Consider the following 22,925-nt stretch of genomic DNA (forward strand, 5'->3'; position numbering starts at 1 on the left):
AAAAGCCCCGATCCGGTTAAGATCAGGACTTTGGCACGATGGATGCAAAATACCGCAGACGTTGTCATTGTTCAATATTAACGATAGTGTAGCAACCTCTGAAAGCTACTCACTATCTTCACGCTTTTCTTCTATCAGCTTTAATTCTGAAAAATCCTGAAGTGCATTGTATGACTCATTGAGTCGTGCAGAATCTTCCGTACTGAAGGTTTCATCATTGCTAGCTAAGCACGTCATAGAGCCACCTGCTGAATTGAATCGATGCACTTCCTTTATTGCTCTCGCCAAATCATTTTTAGCATTGTCATTCTTCACAAGGCCTTTCTGACTAAGCTTATCTATAACGCTATCAACTACCTCATCTTCCTTTTCGTTCAAACGCTTTTGAGCATCAGATAACATCTCCTCAAACTTTTCTTCATCAAAAAGCTCTTTGCATGTTTTTAACTTGTCTAAGCCAGATTTTAGTTCAGTTAAAGAAATCGCTAAGTCAGTGAGGGCCTTCAAGGCTTCACAAATCAGCTTCATTGCGGCCGCTCCTGCCAATATATCGACTATCAATGAGCCCTTATCTGCGTTAACCACAGAAAAGTCTTCAGCTGACTCATTTATCGCCATAGAAAAACCGCGCGCAATCATATTCCAACGCTTTGCCCACGTACTAAATTCGACAAGATTTTCAATCGAAGCTTCATGCTGGAAGGTTAAGCGTGTAAGAACTTTACCCTCTGGAACGTGTATAGGAGTAATAAACTCTTTCGGTACAATTTTGGGCAATGAGGATTGAACATGAGAAAATGCTGTTTTAGCTGACTGTAAGGACGTCAGATGCCTCTCTAACGTTGAAACAACGAAGCTTCGATCATTGTTCCTCATATCGAAGATATTGCTAAAATTCTCGTGAGCACCTTCTAATACTGCCGAGCTAATATTCATATGCGTTAAACAGGCCCTTTGATTCCCTGTTAACTCAGAGCAATTTATCTTAGTAATAGCTGATAACAAAACACTCACTTGATTAGTGATCGATTTTCTAATGGCAGACTCATCAATGATGTTCTTTTTTAAAAGAGTTATAATTTTATGTATGTGTTCGGCTATGCTGTTCTTTTGTACTTGGCTTTGATACCAAATAGATAATTCATGTATTTCATTTATTTGCATAACAATAACATTCCATTATGGGCAACAAAAGCAGGCACAAATAAAAGTAGATCGAAAAAAGCTAAATGATTCAACCCTTTCGCTATGGGCACCTATCATAACAGACCATTTGGTGTACATAGACCAGCGCCCTCTTGCTGAGAATCATTTATCAAGCAAAGAAAAGATAATGCATAGCACTATCAATACGAAAAAATACAAAATAGCAGGGCTGGGATTACCCTTCTTTGCTTCAGAAGCTAAGTAAGCATTGAACTCTTTCTTACTTTGTCTCCGCCCATGCTGTGTACCGACATTATGACCGTGCAGTAACACCTGACCTGTCGTAACATACTCTTTCGCTGATGATAGTGTTGGAAGAGGGCCGAGATCGTGCCCTCCTTCGCTATTAAGAACAAACCAGCTGGAGCCAATCTTAACTATGACTCTTCCATCTGAAACCTCGTAGTGCCCGGCCTCGATGCGTTTCACAGTTGTGTTGGCCATATCGTGTTACCAGTCGCTATTATTATCACTGGTTTCGATAGACACGAGAATTTCATCGCTAAAACTCAAAAGAGCGGGCTTGATTTTGTCCATATCACTTTGACTATTTACAGGACCATCGTATGCGGGGCTCATAATTCCAGAACTATACGATGCGGGCCAAGACAGCTTGATATTTGAGAAGCCAACCTTGAATTTCTCATTTTTCATATCGACTCGCATTGTGAAAGGAACCTTCCAATCACTTTTAGCTAAGCACTCCATTCCGCTACAAGGATAATCAATTGAGCCATTACCGATAATCAAACCATCTTCTTTAGAATCAAACTCTATTACGGCTTTTGCAGACTTGAAGTTCTCTGCTATCCAGATCTTCGTTGATGTGTAAATTTTCTCTTTTGAGTAACCGGGGACTTCAACAACTTTCTCAAAAGATCTATCTGCATCAGCAACGGGCTGTACGCTAGCGCAACCACTTAGTGTCAACAACGCACCAACTACCAAACCTAGACTTACTGACTTCACTTTTTTCTCCATCGTACTAATACTCTTTATACAGTAAAAAACACGATGAAAGCCTACCAGAGGACTGGCAGGCTTTTAATCAGAAGCAGCCTAAAATGTTAGATAATGCTTGTTTTTCTGTACTAGGTGACTAAAAACGAGTCATTATGCCAGCCGCTTATTCAACTCACGCACAACGTCGTCATGAACTTGATAGAGCTCAGACAGTATCAGCTCAAACTCCGGCTTTAACTCTATGCGCCATAGCTTGTCTGACACGCGCACGCCCATTTTGCGCAGATGATTGCGCACATTATCAGGCGTTATGCGCAGCCTGCTTTTCAGCATGCGCATCGAGTCGTGCACGCTCTGCCTCGACAAGCGCATTTAGCCGTGCAATTTCTCCCTGATAATGCTTTGCCTAAACTAGCTCGTCGCCGCCAGCTTCTGCTTCTCGGCTTTCGCTATGCTCAACTTGTAACCACGAATAAGCCTCCTGCTGCACTTGGCTTGTTCACTGTGAGCTTTCCATAGCAACTTCAACTTTCGCACTTAACCAGGCATCGGCGTACCATGAAACGCATCTATCGCGGTCACCACGATATGCTTGCCCCAAAAGACAAACTGATCGAACAGTTTATGGGTCAACTCTACGTATGCTCCTGAGTCTAAAGACCAGTACTAGGCTCATTTCGCGTATTTCGTACCCCTCTTCCCACACTTCCCGTTTCACTCCAACACTGCCTGTCTGCGCAAATTGGCAGTTTAGTGACAAAATTGTTTCTAACAAAACTTGACGATATTTCACTCTATGGTGTAACCCTTAACTAGAGGCGAAACAAAACCTTATCCTGTTGTGGAGAGCAGTGCGCCATTGTCGACAAATTAGACAATGAAAATCAGAGATGTACAGCTGTTCACACAAGCGAGCCTCCTCCGTTTGTTCGATAACAAGACCGAAAAACGGCACCTTTCTGTACCGGTAATCGCCTTTGATCCAAGTTCGATTACCGGTCAGTAGTACGTTTTAGTAGCGCCACAGTCGTGGTATTGGACAGGAGTCATGCGTATGAGCGACGTTGTATTGAAGTTTTCATACGAAGAATACAGCGCCCGTTTAGCGAAGGTTCGCTATGCGATGGAAGAGCATGAGATTGATACCTTGTTGGTCCATGACCCTTCAAACATGGCATGGTTAACAGGCTATGATGGTTGGTCGTTTTATGTGCCCCAATGTGTCGTGATCGGCGCGACAGGCGACCCTCTTTGGTTTGGTCGCATTCAAGACGCCAATGGTGCATTACGCACTGTCTACATGAGTGCAGAATGCATCACCTATTACCCTGACCACTACGTAATGAATCCCCCACTCCACCCGATGGAGTACTTGTCTAACTATGTACTCGCTGAGCGTTACTGGGATCGGGGGCGGATCGGTGTTGAGAAAGACAACTATTATTTCAGTGCCACCGCGTTTGAATCATTAAAAGAAAACCTCCCGATGGCAACCTTGGTCGATGCGACTGGGTTGGTCAACTGGTGTCGTGCGGTGAAATCCGATCAAGAACTGACCTATATGCACACCGCCGCCCGCATTGTAGAAAACATGCATCGTGTGGCCTTTGAAATGATTGAACCCGGTTTACCCAAACACCTACTGGTGGCCGAGATTAATAAGCATGCGGTAGTCGGTCATGACGGTCACTTCGGTGACTACTCAGCCATCGTCCCCATGCTACCCTCTGGCGGTGATGCCGCCGCCCCTCATCTCACGTGGGATGATCGTCCGTTTAAACGGGGAGAAGGCACCTTTTTTGAAATTGCCGGGGTGCATCGGCGTTATCATTGTCCGCTCTCTCGCACCATTTTCTTGGGCGAACCTGGCTATGAGTTCCTACGTGCAGATGAAGCCTTGCAAGCCGGTATTGAAGCTGGACTCGCCGTCGCCAAGCCCGGTAACACCTGTGGCGACATTGCCAACGCGCTCAATGATGCGTTGTTGCGCTATGGGTTTGACCGAGAAGGCGCACGGTGTGGATACCCGATTGGGCTGAGCTACCCACCTGACTGGGGCGAACGCACCATGAGCTTGCGCCCCAGCGATCAAACCATTTTGCGTGAAGGAATGACGTTCCACTTTATGCCGGGATTGTGGATGAAAGATTGGGGGATGGAAACCACAGAAAGCATTGTGATCACCCGAGATGGCGCGCAAACACTGTGTGATTTGCCCCGTCAGCTTTTTATCAAGCACTAGCGGCACCTCTCAATCAATTCAGTATGGGCACAGCCATTGTGTCCTTTTCTATTCAGCCAAGTGGGTATTTTTGGCTACACTGATAAAGTGATGATTTAACATCAAACTTTACTGCGACAAGCCGTATAACATGCCAAGACACATCACAAGGAGAGGTTATGGAGCCTACCGCGATTGAAGCCACCGTCGATTTCCATGCCGATGGCGTGCAACACGGCTTTCTTAAACTGCCTCACTCGCACGACCAGTCGGCTTGGGGCTGTGTCACCATCCCCATTACCGTGATCAAAAACGGCGAGGGAAAAACAGCACTGCTGACTGGCGGTAATCATGGGGATGAATATGAAGGGATCACCGCGCTGCTCAATACCTGCCATCAACTGATGCCAAGTGATATTAAAGGGAGAGTGATTATCTTACCCATGATGAACGCGCCGGCCGTGATGGCAGGCACACGCACGTCACCTTGGGATCAAGGCAATATGAATCGCGCGTTTCCCGGCTCCCCCACTGGCAGCGTCACCGAGCAGATCGCGGATTACTTCACTCGCTATTTGATCCCACAGTGTGATACGGCACTTGATATTCATTCGGGTGGAAAAACCTTAGATCTTATTCCCTATGCCGCGTCTCACCGTTTAGAAAATCTGCAACAAGCGGAAGCCTGTGCAGAGGGCGCGCGCTTGTTCGGTGCACCTTATCAAGTACAGACCACCGAAATGGATGCCACTAGCATGTACGACACCGCAGTAGAGCAACAAGGCAAGATTTTCGTCACCACCGAGTTAGGCGGCGGTGGCACCAGTACACCGGAATCAATCGCAATCACCCAGCGTGGTATTCATAATTTCTTGGTCTTTTCTGGCGTGTTGCAAGACGACTATCGCCATCCCCCTGTGCCTCCCATCGCTCTGGAGTTGCCTGACAAACATTGTTACGTCCAAAGCGAACATGCCGGCATCATTGAATTCTGTGTACACCTCGGCGATCCCATCAAACGTGGCGATTTGATCGGTAAAGTACATAACATCGAACGGACAGGAACAGAGCCCGTCCCTTACTATGCCGAGCGTGATGGCATTTTACTGGCTAAGCGCCACCTCGGTCGTATTTACATGGGCGATACCTTTGCCGTCATTGCTGAGCCTGTTTAGTGGAGACGCCATGAAGTTAGACAAATTTGATATAAAAATCCTTCAAATCCTCCAGCAAGATGGAAGGATCACCAAGTCTAACCTTGCCCAAGCGATCAATTTATCGGTCAGCCCATGTTGGGAGCGTGTCAAACGCCTCGAGCAAGCAGGGATCATTGAAGGTTATGGCGCGCGGATTAACCCTGATGCGGTAGTGAAGTTAAATACCGTGTTAGTCGAAATCACGCTTGGCCAGCACGATGTCGACAGCTTTCAACGCTTTGAGCGCGCCATGCAAGCCTGTGAAGATGTGAAAGAGTGCTGGGCCACAGGTGGGGGGATAGACTACATTGTTCGGCTTGGCGTGACCGATATTGACTATTACCAACGGCTTATCGACAACTGGTTGACTGACAACTTGGGCATAAAACAGTACTACACCTATATCGTCACCAAGCAAGTCAAACGCCCTGCGTTGACGTTACCACTCGAAACACCGGATATCGCCGCCAATAACTATTGATAAATATATAATTTAGTGATTCTTTCCGGACTAACATTTAACTTTTTAGCAACATAAAAGCAACTGTTTCATGATTACTTGATAAGTCTATCATTCTAGACATAGCGATTACACGACTCACGTCGGCTTAACTAGCCTCTATCGGGAAGACATTGATGTCTTACTCACTCACTGTAGATAGAGGATAATAATGAATAAGTCAGTTATGCTATCCGTCAGCGTTGCGCTTCTTAGCGGCATGGCGCTCCCCGTATCAGCGGCAGACACACTTCCAACTCCCGCTCCCATTAACATCGCAAGCCAGTACAGCCTCCAAGCCGATTTAGCGCCTCCAAAAACATTTCGTGCTACCGCACTCGGTGAAACGTATCAAAACAGCATAAAAATACATCAAGCAGACGCCGCCTTCGTCAAGGTACACTTCGCACAGTTTTCACTGCCTGATGGCGCTTATGTCGATGTGACAAGCGCCGATGGGACTGAGAGCTACCGCTATAGCAATCAAGCCAATGGCAAACGCACATTTAATCCCACTCAGGGTGACGACGGTGTGACACAGTTTTCGGCCATGTCAGTCCACGGCGACACCGCAATTGTGACGCTCGTCCTTCCCACAGGCACCCAATGGCAACCTCAGCATGCGCTACGTGTCGATCGTTACCAAGCGGGCGATCCGGAAAACCTGATGGAGGCAGCCCAAGACGTGGGCACCCTATCGACGTGCGGAATCAACGAGCGTAAAGATGTGGCATGTTGGCAAGATAGCCATCCAGAGGAATATGAACGCAGTCGCCCTGTCGCACGCTTGCTTATGAATGGCAGTGGCTTGTGTACTGGCTGGCGCGTGGGGCCAGATAATCATATGTTCACCAACAACCACTGTGTTGAAAGCCAGTCTGAGCTGACTAGCACGGAAATATGGTTTAATTATCAGCGTCCAAGTTGTGGCAGCGGCACCATCAGTGACATCGTTAAAGTCACAGGGGATCAGCTACTCAAAACCGATTATACCCTCGACTACACCCTGTTCAGCGTCAATGACTTCGCGCGAATTGCCCAGTTTGGTTATATGGGTCTTGATGTACGCATGCCACAAGTTGGCGAAACCATCTTTATTCCTCAACACGGCGCCGGTAACCCGAAAGAGCTTGCCATTGAAAGTGACCAAAACAATGGTGGGATTTGCCAGATTGATGTCGCAGCAACCAATGGCCGAGGCACAAATACAGATGCGGGTTACTTCTGTGACACCACAGGCGGTTCATCAGGTTCTCCGGTGCTGGCAAGCAGCAGCCGCAACGTGATTGCCCTCCACCATTTTGGTGGTTGTGAAAACCAAGGGGTACGGATTGATAAGATCTGGCCTCAAGTCGCCAGTGAATTTAATAATGTTCCACCACAAGGGGATCATCAAGCCGGTGGCGCGCCTATGGCGGTCTTCAACGGTCAATGTACTGCACTTGGCTGTGCGTTTGATGCCAGTGGTGCAAGCGACACAGACGGGCAAATCGTGAGCTATCAATGGGATTTCGGTGATGGCTATCAAGGTAGCGGTGTCACTGCATCCCATCAGTACGGCACCTCAGGCACCTATTCCGTCACCCTCACGGTGACCGATGATCAAGGCCTTACCAGCTCTGCGAGTAAAAGTTTCACGGTGGGCAGTGACAACGACTACCCTAAAACCGATCTCAGTGGCGCTAGCAGCAGTTGGCAGCATTTCGTATATACCGCACCGCAAGCGGGCACTGCCACCATTCGTATGTATGGCGGAACCGGCAATGCGGATTTATACGTTGAAAAGGGCACCAAGCCAGATCTCAACCAGTTTAGCTGTCGTCCTTACACCAGTGGTAACAATGAAACCTGCAGCCTTGATGTCAACGCGGGCGATGAAGTGTTTATTGGTATTCGAGCCTACCGTGCCTTTAGTGGCGTCACCCTCGATGTAAACCAGTAATCACTCCTTCCTTAGGCGCACCCTGCGGTTGGTGCGCCTAACTTTTAAATACCGGCGTCTTCTATATCGCCATTTATCACGCGCAATGGGTGTTTTTGTTATCACCAGAAAATTTTCTTCCGCCTTTCCCTCGTTTCAGAAAAAATTTTGCCGTTAGACAGTTCGAACAGAAAACCTGTCGCGGACACTTTGCATACAGTAAATGAAGGCAAACGCTGATAGGCAGCGTCGCTGCTTTACGATGAGGAGGGAGTATGACCGTATTCCAATCACGCGATCTTAACTACACAGGTACCGCCGCAAATGCTCTGCGTCACGACGTGGCCGGTAAAGCAAGTTCAGATGTACTCGCGTATCTCGACGATCAGCGTTTATTTCGACAGCTCGCCTACTGCAATGGTAAGTGGGTGAACGGCGACGCCGATACGCCCGTGATGAATCCAGCCACAGGAGAAATTCTGGGCTACACCGCCTCGCTGAGCGCTGCACAAGTCAATCAAACCATCGACGATGCGCAAGCGGCGTTTCATCTGTGGCGTGCGGAGTCGGCCGAAACCCGTGCGGAACGCTTAATGCAATGGCATGACTTAGTGATGGATAACCAACACGATCTCGCGCATTTGATGGTGCTCGAGCAAGGCAAAACACTTCGCGAAGCCGAAGGCGAAATTGCCTATGGTGCGTCTTTTATACGTTGGTTTGCAGAAGAAGCAAAACGTGTTTACGGCGACACTATGCCAAGCCATATTCCTAACGCTCACCTTGCGACCTTGCGTGAACCCATTGGCGTTGCCGCTTTGATCACCCCGTGGAATTTTCCCAGCGCAATGATCACTCGCAAAGCGGCAGCCGCACTCGCCATTGGCTGCAGCATTATCGTTAAACCCGCGGAAGAAACGCCCTTCTCCGCCCTCGCATTGGCCGAGCTTGCGGAACGCGCAGGGATCCCAGCCGGTGTCTTTAACGTGATCATGGGTGATGCCCCCATGGTTTCAACTCAGCTGTGTCAAAGTGACAAAGTCAAAGCGATGAGTTTTACCGGCTCAACCCGTGTCGGCCGTCTGCTGCTCGAGCAAAGTGCTCACACGGTGAAAAAGTGCGCCATGGAGCTTGGCGGCAATGCGCCCTTTATCGTTCTGCCAGACATGGATATTCAGCAAGCGGCACGTGCCGCCATCGATGCGAAATTCCAAACCTCAGGACAAGACTGCCTCGCCGCAAACAAAATCTTGGTGCCACGTGACAAGTACCAAGCCTTTGTCGATGCCTTCGCCGCATTAATGGACGAACTTGAAGTGGGTAACGGCTTGTTGCCCAGCACCGATATTGGTCCATTAATTTCCTCTCGCGCGGTGGATAAAGCGCAAGCCTTGGTGGATGACGCCATCGCTAAAGGTGCCACCGTGATTGGCGGTAAGCTTAACCCAAATCTCGGCGAAAACTTCTTTGCACCCACCCTAGTCACCAAAGTGACATCCGATATGTTGGTGTATCAAGAAGAAACCTTTTGCCCTGTGGCCGTGGTCATTGCCTATGATGATCTCGACCAAGCCATTGCCATGGGCAACGACACCGAATACGGCTTAGCCGCCTATGTCTACGGCAATGACATTCGTGATATTTGGCGCTGTCTGCGCGGTCTTGAAGTCGGCATGGTAAGCGTCAATTCAGTGAAAATGACCGGACATCCCATTCCCTTTGGCGGTGTCAAACAATCAGGCTTAGGGCGTGAAGGGAGCCGTTACGGTATCGACGAGTTTAGTGAAATTAAATACTACTGTTTGGGTGGCCTGCCCACCGTGAGCGGCAGCTAATTAAGGTTTGCGTAAGGATAAGGAGACTGATCATGCGTCCAGAAACGAAAGCTTTGTTGGAAAAAGACAGAAACACCGTCTTCCACGCATCAACACACTTGAAGCAGTACGCCCACGGCGAAATGCCTGGCCGAGTGATTGAGACAGGTAAAGGGATTCGTATCACTGACTCAGAAGGTATTGAGCTGATTGACGGGTTTGCGGGCTTGTATTGCGTGAACATTGGTTACGGCCGCGAAGAAATGGCCGAAGCCATTTACGAGCAAGCCAAAAAGCTCGCGTACTATCACACCTATGTGGGCCACACTAACGAAGCACTGGTGACCTTGTCTGAGCGACTTATCAAGATGGCGCCGGGCATGAGCAAGGTGTATTACGGGATGTCAGGCAGTGACGCCAATGAATCACAAATCAAGCTGGTGTGGTACTACAACAACGCTCGCGGCAAACCCGAGAAAAAGAAAATCATTTCTCGCGATCGCGGCTATCACGGCTCCAGTATCGCATCCGGGTCGTTAACAGGGCTTCCCTTGTTCCATGCGCATTTTGATCTGCCCATAGAGCGTATCAAACACACCATGGCACCCTACTATTATCGTCGTGAAGATAGCGGCATGACCGAGCCTGAGTTTGCACAACATTGTGCCGATGAACTCGAGAAAATGATCCTTGCGGAGGGCTCTGATACCGTCGCCGCGATGATTGCCGAACCCGTGCTTGGCACCGGAGGTATCGTGCCGCCACCAGAAGGTTACTGGACCGCGATTCGCAAGGTGCTGGATAAGTACGACGTTCTGCTGATCGCCGATGAAGTGGTGTGTGGCTTTGGCCGTATTGGTAGTGATTTTGGCTCGATTTACTACGATATGAAGCCTGATCTGATCACCGTTGCCAAAGGGTTAACCTCCGCCTATCAGCCCCTGTCTGGGGTGATGATCGGTCATAAAGTGTGGGATGTGCTGGAAGACGGTACCGATGCATGGGGGGCCATTGGTCACGGGTACACCTACTCTGGACATCCACTGGGCGCAGCCGCCGCGCTATGTAACTTAGACATCATCGAGCGCGAAAACCTCACCCAAAATGCTGCAACCACAGGTGAATACCTGCAAATGAAGATGCAGGCCGCTTTTGCGGACCACCCACTGGTTGGCGATAGCCGCGGGATTGGTTTGCTCCATGCGCTCGAATTCTCGCCCGATCGCGCCAATCGTAGCCACTTTGACCCTAACCTGAAAGTGGGACCACAAGTTGCTGCCGCGTGCTTGGAGCAAGGCTTAATTGCCCGTGCGATGCCACACGGCGATATTCTCGGCTTTGCGCCACCTTTAGTGGTGACACCCAACGAAGTTGATGAAATTGTTGCCAAAGCAAAAGTCGCGGTCGATAAGGTGATGGATAAACTCGTCACCAGCGGTCAATGGCAGCCGAAGTAACAGAACGTCACCACCACTAAACGAAAAAAAAGCGCCGATAATCGGCGCTTTTCTATCAATTGCGTATACCACGCTTAGCTTGCTGTCGCAGGCTCTAGCGCAAGATTCGCTTCTTTCTCTTTTTGCATTCGCATCACCGCTATTGGGCCGGTAATGAAAGTAAACGCAATCAAGAAAGAGACAGGCACAGCTGTAATCACGATGAACGACTGCAACGCATTCAAGCCGCCTTCACCTGCCAGCAAGAGCACACCGGCTACTACGCCCATAACAATCGCCCAGAATAGACGATGCGCGCGTGTCGGTTGATTGTCACCAGAGACCGCCATCGCAATGGAATACGCCATAGAGTCACCTGTGGTCGCCACAAAGGTGGTAGTCAACAGCATAAAGGCTGGGATCAATACCACGCTGTACGGCAATTGGGATAGCGATGCAATCAAGATCGCCGGCAAACCCGCGTCCGCCATCGGGCCGGAAATGCTACCCGGAGACTGCAACTCATAAAAGATACCCGTACCGCCCAGTACCGAGAACCAGAAGTTAGTCGCAATCGGTGCACAAATCGCAACAGCAAAGATCAGTTCACGAATAGAACGGCCTTTCGAGATGCGTGCAATAAAGATGGCCATCATGGGTGCAAATCCAATGAACCAGCCCCAGAAGAACCATGTCCACCATGCATTCCAGCTGCCGTTATCGGTGTTGAGTGCCAGCGTGTGCATGTTATTGAGGTAATAGCTAAAGCCAGCACCAAACTGCTCAAAGATAAAACCCGTTGGACCCAGTACGATCACAACCGCAAGCAGCACGGCCGCACCAATCACATTCATCCGGCTTAACCATTGCAGACCTTTATCCATTCCCGTAAAGGCAGAAATAGAGTAAATCGCCACGACCGCGGCCAAGATCAGCATTTGCATCGACATGGTGTTCTCGATACCGACAAAGCTTTCCAAGCTGTAACCCAACTGGGTGGCAAGGAAGCCAATCGGACCAATGGTGCCCGCCGCAACGGCAATGATAGAACACGCATCAATCACAGAGCCTAGCCAGTGATTTTCTAGCTTGTCACCAAGCAACGGGTATAGCAGCGCACGAGGACGCAGACGCACGCCTGCTTGGTGGTGGGCATACATCAGCACGATGGTCGCCAAGGTACCCAACACTGCCCAAGCCAAAAAGCCCCAGTGGAAGAAGCTTTGGCTTAACGCAGGGGCGACCGTTTGCATCGCGCCGGCTTCCATCTCGCCTAGCGCCGGAGGTGGCGTCATAAAGTGGTAGATGGGTTCAGCCGCTGACCAAAAAACACCGCCGCCCGCCAGCAGCGTACACATGATCATCGCAACCCAGCGGAAACGGCTCATTGAGACGGTATCGGTGGCGCCCAGTTTCAACTTACCAAATTTACTGCCGCCAATGGCTAGCGCCAGCACGAAATTGATCACCATTAGCCACTGCCACCAGTAACCAAAAAGGTTGGCAGATTCAGCAAACAGCGACTGAATCACAGTGGAAAAATGTTCGAGGTCAAACAGGGCAAAGGCAAGGAAGAGAGCGACAAAGCCGATAGTAAAGACGGCAACAAGTCGATCGTTATTTTGTGTAGATTTAAGCATTAGTTCGCTCACAAGGTGTGTGAGGGGCGGCACTCTATCAGTGTGGCGAACGAATGACCAGCATAAATTGCATCGAACACTAACGATAAAAACGTGACAGACATCACCTATTCAGCCGTGGTGCGGGCTGAATAGGTTTATGACATTTTTATTAACTGCGCAAAATTCGACCCGCTAAGCCGGCTCTTTGTCTGACGCCTTACGCGATGACTTGCCGGTTTCCAAGATCTTCTTATGCAGTGTCACTGCAGCACGATACAACTTGGGGTGAACCTGCGTATCGGTTTGCTTTGCGCGATTACACTTTGATATCACGGCTGCAGTAATACAGGCTGCAACCTTGAGCTGTCCAAGTTGAAAGGCATAACTTGCGGTTTTAATCGCCATAAACACAGATTGATCACTGTACTTATAATTGCGTGCCGCAAACTTTTCAAAGCGGAGAAAATCCTTGTGATAATTTTTTAAAATGCGATTAACGTGGCGGTCGTAATAGTTCTTGTACTTGGCGTAACTGCCTTTGCGGTTACTGGCCATGATGTCCCGAACCCAGACAACTGACTGCAGTTGTTCTTTTTCGAATAAGCCACTCAGCCAGGCAAACATGCTACCTCCATACTGCTAGCTTAACGGCTCATTCTACTTATTTCGTGCTACTAAGCTACGGGAAGGTGCAAATAACCCCTTGATTGGTCGTTATTTAATCAGTTTTGCGAGGCGCAGTGAGCAATAAACGATGGAAGAGTCGGGAAAGGAGGGCGCGAGGACCCCTCGTGTTGAATGAACGATTCACTACGCGCGGGTGTTAATGGTAATCGTATAAGTATCCTCTGCCGCCGGTAACATGTGCAAGATTTGCTCGCCGAGATCGGGGTGCGAGAGCAAGTAATTACCTTGTGGAAAGCGGGTATCCTCTGGGCCTTTCAACACTAAGCTAAAGTTTTCCACCAATTGATCGTCAATGGTTTCACCGTTGCCCTCATGCTCATCAATACGGATTAGGGTCATCGCATATTCCGTGTCTGTGCCATCAATCAAAGTAATGGTTTGATCGATAAGCGCTTTAACGTGCTGACAAGATAGTACATTCATAACACCTCCCTGCGACCCTAGACAGGGTTCGTGAGTCTCTTTATCTATCTACCTGTAAATAAGGTTAGAATAAAAATTCGTCAATGCACAACAGCTTAGCAAATTTTCTGCACATTTATCGAGCAAAGCCTCTGTTCAAGACATTACCCCGTCCCAAAAACACAAAAGGCAACCCTATGGTTGCCTTGTTGCTTACGGTTGGACAAATTAACTGCGCGTTTTGACGCTACGTGCTTTATCCGTTTTTGATTTGTAGTAATACCACAAACGTCTACTTTTATTGTGCATCGAACACCTCTCCTATCAGATTAATGAACGATATTTATCGCTATGGTTATCGCACTCGTTCAGCAATAGCACGAACAGTGCGGAACTTAATAAGCACTCGAGATGAGCGCTGAAGCGCGATGATTCAACTGTCAGCCCGAACACCTTTGTAGGGCATTGCTCGTCTACTAAATGGGGAGTGGACACACCGCCACCCTTCTGTCGTAAACGTAAAGTGTTGAAAATCACGTTATCTCTATTCTTATTACAAATACTTGCATAAAGCAACCTTGTTCACGATTGCTCAACAGAATAACTCACTGCGACGTCGGGAAAGCTTGCTATGAGAGGAAGTGTGCTTGCGAAACAGTTGGGCATCCTTTCGGCAGCCCAGCCTAATAAAAAGCCGCTCAATTGAGCGGCTTAGCGGATGGATTCCTTTGTTGGTCGTTGGTCAATGAAACTTGTTGTTGCACTGCCCCGCTTGCTCACTATGTTGAGCGTCCTAACCGCATGGTCTTGTGTTCAAATGCCTGGCTGGCGGCAAACAAGGTGTCGTCATGGGTTCCTGACATCAACGGGGACTTCACTCTTTTTGGCGCGTCACTGCGCGCTGATCATTTACCAAATTGTGTGTCAGCTCGGCTGACAATTTCAGTAAAGCACACTTTTGACACTGTGCCTCGGCGTGCCGTTCAAATTGTGAACAGAGTAATAAATCCGACATAAACTGCGATTTCGCACAGCATACCGGCCCAATTTATGCCGCCGTTCGACACCAAAAACAAAAATGTTCCCCCATTACTAGACGACCGGTCTAATCTTGATTATGCTAATCGACATGAAATCGAGCAGCACTCATGAAACGACCAGTCATAACGCGACCCACCAGCACCTGTTGGAAACGGGCGTGAGCGTCATGGCACAATTTGGTTTTAGCGGCGTTGGCCTAAGCGCCATCCTCAAACAAGCGGGCGTACCCAAAGGGTCTTTTTATCACTACTTTGCGTCGAAAGAACAATTCGGCCAAGCCGTGTTAGACCACTATTTTGCTTGCTACATTGCGGATGTGAATCGCTTACTGACAGATAGCTCGCTCTCTCCCATTGCACGTGTGCACAGCTACTTCAGTCGCTGGCAAGCACAATACTGTAGTTTGGATCCGGTGCCAACGTGTTTGGTCGTCAAGCTGAGTGCAGAAGTTGCGGACTTATCTGAGCCAATGCGGCTGGCACTGCGTGATGGCACCGATCAACTGATTGGTTGCTTGGCGACTACGCTCGCTCAAGCCAGCGATCAGTTTAATAGCCAAGCGGCGCTGACCACCGCGACAACTTTATATCAATTGTGGCTCGGCGCAAGCTTACTGACCAAGCTGCATCGTAACGACAGTCATCTTACGCAAGCGATGACCATCACTGAAGAAAAGCTCGGGCTGATCGATTAATCCTATTGTGCTCTATACAGCACGTCAGTAACCAACAACTGAACATTGATGCGTGGCGGTAACACAAGTTACCAACCCACCATCAACCCGAAACCCGCCAAGGCGGGTTTTTAACCGGCACCCTCTAGACGACCGGTCTAATTTAAATAAACGCTTGATACCATCAGGCACAACAAAAGGAAGGATGAGCAATGAACAACTTTGAGTTCTACAATCCCACACGTATCGTTTTTGGCGAAGGTAAGATTGCCGAGCTGGATCGGCTCATCCCGGCCGATGCCAAAGTACTCGTGTTATTCGGCGGCCAAAGTGCACGAAAAACAGGCACCTTGGATGAAGTAGAACAAGCATTGGGTCAGCGTCAGTTTGGCCTGTTTGGTGGTATTGAACCCAACCCACGCTTTGAAACCTTGATGAAAGCGGTCGAGAAAGTGAGTGCTGAAGGCTATGACTACCTTCTCGCCGTGGGCGGCGGCTCAGTGATCGATGGCACCAAGTTCGTTGCCGCAGCCGCGAAATATGACGGCGACGCATGGGATATTCTCACCAGCATGGGCGGTAAAGTAGAAGCGGCACTGCCATTTGGTACCGTGCTCACCTTGCCGGCAACCGGCTCTGAGATGAACAAAGGCTCGGTAGTGACCCGTGAGTCAATGCAAGCCAAACTACCGTTTATGAGCGAGCTGGTGTTCCCTCAGTTCTCGGTATTGGATCCGGTGAAAACCTATACTTTACCGATTCGCCAAGTGGGTAACGGCGTGGTCGATGCGTTTGTTCATGTCGTGGAACAATACCTGACCTACCCAGCCAATGCGCCGGTACAAGACCGATTCGCCGAAGGCTTACTACAAACCCTCGTCGAACTTGGCCCACAAGCGCTGGAAACACCAGAAGACTACAACGTACGTGCGAGTCTGATGTGGACAGCCACCTTGGCGCTTAATGGTTTAATTGGTGTAGGTGTCCCGCAAGATTGGTCAACTCATATGCTCGGCCATGAGCTGACCGCCCTGCATGGTTTGGATCACGCACAAACCCTTGCCGTGGTGCTGCCTGCAATGCTCAATGAGAAGTTTGAGCAAAAACAAGCCAAGCTCGCACAATTTGCTAAACGTGTTTGGCATATTGACCAAGGCAGTGACGCCGAAAAAGCGCAGCAAGCGATTGAGAAAACACGCGACTTTTTCGAGCGCATGAACGTGAAAACACGCATGAGCGATTACGATCTGGATGAAACCGCGATTGAGCCCTTGATTGAAAGCCTGACTCAACACGGTATGACCCAACTCGGTGAACATGGCGATGTGACGCCGGACGTTTGCCGCCGCGTGCTTCAAGCCGCGCTGTAATCGCCGTTTTATTTCATGATGAGGCGCGCTGATCTAGCCGCCTCTTTTCCCATCATCAAGGGAGGAATCCATGTCAGCATTAACAAATCAACGTTTTGTTCTCGCATCACGCCCAGTTGGCGCACCCACTGCCGAGAATTTTCGCTTAGAAGAAGTCGCCATTCCCGCTCTGGGTAACAAGGATGTACTGATTGAAAACCATCACCTATCGATTGACCCTTACATGCGCGGTCGAATGAGTGATGCCAAATCGTACGCAGAACCCGTGGCGATTGATGGCCTGATGGTCGGTGCCACCGTAGGTAAAGTGTTGGAATCTAACCACGCCGATTATCAGGCGGGTGATTGGGTATTGGCTTACAAAGGCTGGGAAACCCATTCCGTGGTCGATGGCGATACCTTGCTTAAACTTAATCCTGATCTCGCACCGGTTTCATACGCGCTTGGGATCTTGGGGATGCCCGGCTTCACCGCCTACATGGGCTTATTAGATATTGGCCAGCCTAAAGAAGGCGATACCCTTGTCGTCGCCGCGGCCACTGGCCCAGTCGGTGCGACTGTCGCACAGATTGGTAAACTAAAAGGCTGCCGCGTAGTCGCGATTGCCGGTGGCGAAGACAAATGCCAGTACGCCCGTGAACACCTCAGTGTCGATGCCTGTATCGATCATAAAGCGGACAACTTTGCCGAGCAGCTTGCCGAAGCCTGCCCACAAGGCATTGATGTGTACTTTGAAAACGTCGGCGGCAAAGTATTTGATGCGGTGATGCCACTGCTTAATACCGGCGCACGTATTCCCGTTTGTGGCTTGGTATCTCAATACAACAACACCGCCCTGCCAGAAGGCCCAGATCGTCTTTCGCAACTAATGGGCACCATCTTGGTCAAGCGCTTAACCGTGAAAGGTTTCATCATTTTTGATGACTACGCGCACCGTTACCCAGAGTTCGCTCACGACATGGCTAAATGGGTCGGCGAAGGCCAAATCCATTACCGTGAACACGCGGTGGATGGCTTTGAGCAAGCGCCTCAAGCACTGATTGATGTACTCGAAGGCCGCAACTTCGGCAAAATGGTGGTCAATATTAAATAAAGCCCGCTCTATCTTCGTCATACCGAAAACCCTGCCTCCCCCTTAGCGATGGATAGCTAAGGGGGTTTTTTATACCCGAGTACAGTGCTGACCCCGCGTATTTCTTTGGCATTACACATGCCATCATCACAAAGCCTAAGCAGCCAACTACACTAAAGGAACGACTCGACTATCGTCAGCACGATTTGGCAGGGCTGGTCGCAGGTGCTTGGTTTTTATCTGCGTCAGCTGAGAAAAGAGGATGTATCAACAATGGCCAAACCCGCTCTCATGATCCGTCATCAGATTACCCTCGGATTCGCATTGGTTCTGGTGTTGGCGCTACTAACTATTTTTGCGGTGCTCGAGTGGAAAGTAAAACCCGATCTGATTGAGCAGCGACAAGAGCGGATCAGCCTCAACCAATATGCATTAATCGACTTGCTCGATGCCAAACTCGGACAGATCGAACTCTTAACCAGTTCGATCGCCTTAAAGGGCACCAACCTTCCCAAAAACGAAGCGCTATTCCGCAGCCTCTTTCCTCCACTCTTTAACAATCATGGCGATCCTACCATTGCCGGTGGTGGGATCTGGCCGGAACCCAACACCTTCACACCGGGCGTAGAACGACGTAGTTTTTTTTGGGGCCGCACGGGGCCCGATATGGAATACTATGATGATTACAACGATCCTGATGGCAAGGGCTACCACAATGAAAGCTGGTACTTAGTAGGCAAACAGGCGCCTATCGATCGCTGCAGTTGGTCTAACGCTTATATTGACCCTTTTACCAAAGAGCCGATGATTACCTGTACCGTACCCATGAAAGAAAATGATCGCTTCGTTGGGGTGGCAACGGTCGACATGAGACTGGATGGCATTGCCGACATACTGGCTCGGTATGGCAAAGAAAACGACGGCTATGTGTTCGCTCTGGACGCCAATAACAAGGCGATAAGCTTTCCCGAATCGGCGGTAACATTTAATCCTTATCGAAATACCCTGCGAACGGCTACCGAGTTAGAGCAGGAACTCCCTTGGCTCCAAGAAGCACTGCAAGCAAGTCAATTTCTCCAAGATAGTCAACTGATTACGATAGAAAGCGATGGCGTGCTAAACGAAGCCGCCTACGTTCATATTATTAAATACCCTCAAACCAATTGGGTGATTGGTCTTGTCGTGCCCAAAAGCAAAATGACCGCGGCGGCTGACAGCATGGGACTGTTCCTGATGTTTGCCATTGGCGGACTATTGCTTGTTGTGGGGATTATCGCCGCCATTACTGCCCGGAATCTACTGGATAAGATTCAGCAAACGACCACACAGATTTGGGAGTTGATAGACGGGGAAACCACTCAAGAGTTGACGGTCGACAACATGAACGAAGTAGGAGAGCTGCGCCATGCAGTGAATGCCTATGGTGATAAACTCAAATCACTATTAACCCGTCTCGAAGCGATTCAAGGTGAATTAGTGCAAAGTGAGAAGCTGTCGTCCTTAGGGTCGCTCGTGGCTGGGGTTGCCCATGAATTGAACACCCCTATCGGCAACGCGCTGATGTCCTCTACCTCGATTCTGGGGGTGAAACAAGAATTTGTGCACAAGCTCGAAAAGCCCATTACCCGTGATGACCTCAACCAATTTCTTACTCACGTTGATGAAGGTACACGTATTATTGAGCGCAATATGGCGCGCGCGTCCGAGCTCATTCGTGCGTTTAAGCAGCTTGCCGTTGATCAAACCAGCGATCTGAGACGAGAATTCGACTTGCACCATCTGGTCAATGAAGTCCTGTTGTCGTTACGCCCTACGCTCCAACGTTTACCACACCAAATTGATGTCGATATTCCTGACAACATGCAGCTTAACAGCTATCCGGGAGCTCTCTCGCAAATATTAATCAACTTGATCAATAACGCACTTATTCACGCCTTTGCTACGAAAGACCAAGGCCGCATCCAAATCTATGCCACGCAAACATCAACCGACTTGGTACACATCACCGTCCGTGATAATGGGGCAGGCATGAGTTATGACGTGAGAAAACGCATCTTTGATCCTTTCTTCACCACCCGCCTCGGCCAAGGCGGCTCGGGCCTTGGCTTACATATTACCTTCAACCTTGTCACCGGCGTACTTGGCGGCCGTATTGAGGTGAAAAGTGAGCCGGACAAAGGAAGCCGTTTTACGATTACTATCCCAAGCACTGCCCCTGAGCATGAGGAGGCGTAGTGTGCAGTTAGTCTTCAATAGATTCGAATGATGAGTCAGAGTGTCGCGATCAATTTCATTAGTCCCACGCATAGAGGTTGCGGATATAGTCTTCCACTTTTTCCTCATCGCATGCCATACCATCTTTCCACCGGATTGGGCTAAACAAAGCCTTAAATGTAGAAAAGATCACACGCAACTCAGTGCCTCTGGTAAACGAGACTCCGTGTTTAATCATATCGGCAGCAGTTCTCAACGATGTGATAAACGCAATGTCGCTATCTGTCTCGGGCTGAACTCTATCCCACAACTGCCCAATTAAGGAATGTAAGTCTTCCTGTCGCTCTTTCATTGCGGTAACTGATTGATTTGCCGCAGCTTCCTCTACTGACTTGTTTGTTGCGATAGCCAGTAGTCCTGTACGACTAAATTCCACAGACATGAAGTAGCTAGAACCAACATAATAGGCAATAAGCCTCTCCTTGTTGTTCAAATAATCAGTATTAATAATCGTAACCAGATTCTCTCGCGCGAACTCTAAGTGACGAATATATAGGCAAATGAAGATATCCTCTTTTCCGCGAAATTGTGAGTATAGGGTCGGCCTTGATATCCCCGAGAGTCGAGCCAAGTCAGAAAGCTTGAAAGAAAAAACACCATCTCTCTCAATAAGCACTTTGGCGACATTCAATATCTTTTTCTCTAGCTCAGTCACTAGCATTTGAGCAGTTTCTCCATTTTTTCTCCACTTTACAGATGTTCATTGATTCCTCCTTGTATCGCTCCAGTCAACGATACTAGATTTCGTTATATATTACCATTTTTGCTTTGTTGATCACATTTTTGATTTACACATGTAATCCTTTTTGAGTTTCTTATCACATTACAACTTTACACATGTATGTAGTATTGCTTCATCTTAGATCGACTGAGGGAAACGATATGAATAAGGTTTTTTTGATCTGTGCGGGGGGATTATCAACCTCATTATTAGTGAAGAAAATTCGCGAATCTGCAGAAAGACAAAACTATCCAATAGATATTGAGGCTTGCGGGGAGGATAAATTTGACGAATACATTGCCAATCACTCTCTATGTTTAGTTGCTCCACAGTTGGCATTTAAAACGCCACAATTTATGGAGAGACTTCCCGAGGGGAAAAAAATCGAGAAAATTGATCGCCGTGTCTATGGCATGATGGATGGGGATGCAGTTCTAGAACAAATAAAAAAATCACTTGATGAGATTTCTGAAAAGTCAGACGTCGAAGTAAATAGTATTAATATAACTTCAGATGAAGCAGAAGAAGAACCAAGCTTTGCGCAAAGAATCTCTACAATGATGAGCAATAAGTATATGAACTCCATCAGAGATGGTTTTATATCTTCAATGGCTCTTATGATTATAGGTTCTATATCACTGATCCTCGTTGTTCCTCCTTTTTCAGAAGGGACGACCAACCCAGTCGGAAGGGCGTGGTTTTGGCTAGTACATAACTACGGCACTGCATTAGAAATGCCCTACGCTGCGACCATGGGAATCATGTCGATATGGGTTGCGTTCCTAGTAGGTGCATCAATGTCAAAGGAAGTCAATATTGATAAAATTATTGGCTCAACGGCTTCTGTCTTTGTATTTTTGCTCATGGCGACAGACGTCAATGCTAAATCTATTGATATGACAAGTGAATGGTTTGGCGCACAAGGGATTTTTTCTGCAATGATATGTGGATTATTAATTCCCAATTTACTGGCTTTCTGTAAAAAGAAAAAAATGTCCTTTGGCTTGCCAAATTCAGTACCAGATAATATTAGAGAAACGTTTGATTCATTGCTCCCATTTTTTATTATTTTATTTATTATTTATCCGGCTTTGATAGCTGTTCAAACAACGCTTGGACAACCTGTACCGGCACTCGTTGCCATGCTCATTTCGCCTATGATTAGCGCGACAGATACATATCTTGGCATGATCGTCATTGTGTTACTCGTGCATACTCTCTGGTTTTTTGGGGTTCATGGAGCAGCGGTAGTACTCGGCGCAATTGCACCATTTACACTCGCAAATACGATGGCCAATATGGATGCATTATTAGCGGGTCAAGCCTTACCATATATTGTTGAGGAATCATTTTATCTCTTCTATGTGCTACTTGGTGGTTCCGGTGCAACCGTAGGTTTAGTTGTACTCATGTTGAAGTCAAAGTCTAAACAAATGAGAACAGTTGGGAAGCTGGGAGGGATAACATCAATATTTAATATCAACGAGCCAATTATTTTTGGCGCTCCCATTGTTGCAAATACCAAACTTATTATTCCATTTATTATTGCTCCTCTCATTACATCAAGCGCAGCATGGGTGGCGATTAAGTTTGGAATCATTCGAGCAGGGACCGCGTTACTGCCTCTTACCGTACCTGCCCCTATTGGTGCGGCATGGGCTGCGGGATGGTCGATTATCGCCTTTAGCTTAATATGTGCATTGGCTGTGTTGAGCTATTTTATTTATCTTCCATTCTTTAGATCTTACGAAAGAGACTTATTAGCCCTTGAAAAATCAGAACAAAACAACTTATAAAAATTGGAGAA

General features: G+C 48.3%; 18 protein-coding genes. 11 read left to right on the top strand and 7 right to left on the bottom strand.

Annotated elements, in window-relative coordinates; genetic code table 11:
• Positions 1-105: 105 nt before the first annotated feature.
• From BGK46_RS06600 to BGK46_RS06610, 3 genes are all read right to left on the bottom strand, one after another.
• Entirely contained in the window at positions 106-1,164 is a 1,059-nt protein-coding gene (locus BGK46_RS06600) for a hypothetical protein (protein ID WP_069587850.1), read from the bottom strand.
• A 144-nt stretch (positions 1,165-1,308) separates the two neighbouring features.
• The gene (locus BGK46_RS06605; protein WP_069587852.1) at positions 1,309-1,650 is read right to left on the bottom strand and encodes a hypothetical protein; all 342 of its coding nucleotides are present in this window, start codon (positions 1,648-1,650) and stop codon (positions 1,309-1,311) included.
• A 6-nt stretch (positions 1,651-1,656) separates the two neighbouring features.
• Complete coding sequence (locus BGK46_RS06610; RefSeq protein WP_084781306.1) at positions 1,657-2,187, bottom strand: DUF4468 domain-containing protein; 531 nt, start codon at positions 2,185-2,187, stop codon at positions 1,657-1,659.
• Positions 2,188-3,223: 1,036 nt separating this feature from the next.
• On the opposite strand from BGK46_RS06610, the gene doeA reads away from it, so the two are divergent.
• The 6 genes from doeA (at position 3,224) to BGK46_RS06645 (ending at position 11,277) form a co-directional block, all read left to right on the top strand.
• Positions 3,224-4,411, top strand: a complete 1,188-nt coding sequence (doeA, locus tag BGK46_RS06620; protein WP_069587855.1) for an ectoine hydrolase DoeA — start codon at positions 3,224-3,226, stop codon at positions 4,409-4,411.
• 158 nt (positions 4,412-4,569) lie between these two features.
• Positions 4,570-5,565, top strand: coding sequence for a N(2)-acetyl-L-2,4-diaminobutanoate deacetylase DoeB (gene doeB, locus BGK46_RS06625; RefSeq protein ID WP_069587857.1), 996 nt, complete (start codon positions 4,570-4,572; stop codon positions 5,563-5,565).
• A 10-nt stretch (positions 5,566-5,575) separates the two neighbouring features.
• On the top strand, positions 5,576-6,067 hold the full coding sequence (locus BGK46_RS06630; protein WP_069587859.1) for an Lrp/AsnC family transcriptional regulator: 492 nt from the start codon (positions 5,576-5,578) through the stop codon (positions 6,065-6,067).
• Positions 6,068-6,257: 190 nt separating this feature from the next.
• Complete coding sequence (locus BGK46_RS06635; RefSeq protein ID WP_217492723.1) at positions 6,258-8,027, top strand: PKD domain-containing protein; 1,770 nt, start codon at positions 6,258-6,260, stop codon at positions 8,025-8,027.
• A 254-nt stretch (positions 8,028-8,281) separates the two neighbouring features.
• Positions 8,282-9,841, top strand: coding sequence for an NAD-dependent succinate-semialdehyde dehydrogenase (locus BGK46_RS06640; RefSeq protein ID WP_069587861.1), 1,560 nt, complete (start codon positions 8,282-8,284; stop codon positions 9,839-9,841).
• 32 nt (positions 9,842-9,873) lie between these two features.
• Positions 9,874-11,277, top strand: coding sequence for an aspartate aminotransferase family protein (locus BGK46_RS06645; RefSeq protein WP_069587863.1), 1,404 nt, complete (start codon positions 9,874-9,876; stop codon positions 11,275-11,277).
• A gap of 74 nt (positions 11,278-11,351) precedes the next feature.
• On the opposite strand, the gene BGK46_RS06650 is transcribed toward BGK46_RS06645, so the two are convergent.
• The 3 genes from BGK46_RS06650 to BGK46_RS06660 form a co-directional block, all read right to left on the bottom strand.
• Positions 11,352-12,896, bottom strand: a complete 1,545-nt coding sequence (locus BGK46_RS06650; RefSeq protein ID WP_069587865.1) for a BCCT family transporter — start codon at positions 12,894-12,896, stop codon at positions 11,352-11,354.
• A gap of 174 nt (positions 12,897-13,070) precedes the next feature.
• Positions 13,071-13,502: a hypothetical protein gene (locus BGK46_RS06655; protein WP_069587867.1), complete on the bottom strand. Its 432-nt coding sequence runs from the start codon at positions 13,500-13,502 to the stop codon at positions 13,071-13,073.
• Between the two features lie 186 nt (positions 13,503-13,688).
• Positions 13,689-13,988, bottom strand: coding sequence for a DUF6916 family protein (locus BGK46_RS06660; RefSeq protein WP_069587868.1), 300 nt, complete (start codon positions 13,986-13,988; stop codon positions 13,689-13,691).
• A 1,108-nt stretch (positions 13,989-15,096) separates the two neighbouring features.
• On the opposite strand from BGK46_RS06660, the gene BGK46_RS06665 reads away from it, so the two are divergent.
• The 4 genes from BGK46_RS06665 (at position 15,097) to BGK46_RS06680 (ending at position 20,358) form a co-directional block, all read left to right on the top strand.
• A complete protein-coding gene (locus tag BGK46_RS06665) occupies positions 15,097-15,702 on the top strand; it encodes a TetR/AcrR family transcriptional regulator (RefSeq protein WP_069587870.1) in 606 nt (201 codons plus the stop codon).
• A 191-nt stretch (positions 15,703-15,893) separates the two neighbouring features.
• The gene (locus tag BGK46_RS06670) at positions 15,894-17,051 is read left to right on the top strand and encodes an iron-containing alcohol dehydrogenase (protein WP_069587872.1); all 1,158 of its coding nucleotides are present in this window, start codon (positions 15,894-15,896) and stop codon (positions 17,049-17,051) included.
• Between the two features lie 70 nt (positions 17,052-17,121).
• A complete protein-coding gene (locus tag BGK46_RS06675; protein ID WP_069587876.1) occupies positions 17,122-18,144 on the top strand; it encodes an NADP-dependent oxidoreductase in 1,023 nt (340 codons plus the stop codon).
• Positions 18,145-18,396: 252 nt separating this feature from the next.
• Complete coding sequence (locus tag BGK46_RS06680; protein WP_069587878.1) at positions 18,397-20,358, top strand: ATP-binding protein; 1,962 nt, start codon at positions 18,397-18,399, stop codon at positions 20,356-20,358.
• A 58-nt stretch (positions 20,359-20,416) separates the two neighbouring features.
• Here BGK46_RS06680 and BGK46_RS06685 read toward each other — a convergent pair whose 3' ends face one another.
• A complete protein-coding gene (locus tag BGK46_RS06685) occupies positions 20,417-21,058 on the bottom strand; it encodes a TetR/AcrR family transcriptional regulator (RefSeq protein WP_069587880.1) in 642 nt (213 codons plus the stop codon).
• Between the two features lie 221 nt (positions 21,059-21,279).
• Between BGK46_RS06685 and BGK46_RS06690 the strand changes: the two genes are divergently transcribed.
• Positions 21,280-22,914, top strand: coding sequence for a PTS transporter subunit EIIC (locus BGK46_RS06690; RefSeq protein ID WP_069587882.1), 1,635 nt, complete (start codon positions 21,280-21,282; stop codon positions 22,912-22,914).
• The last annotated feature ends 11 nt before the right edge of the window (positions 22,915-22,925 follow it).

The organism is Salinivibrio sp. SS2 (genome assembly GCF_001722075.1).
Lineage (GTDB): Bacteria > Pseudomonadota > Gammaproteobacteria > Enterobacterales > Vibrionaceae > Salinivibrio > Salinivibrio proteolyticus.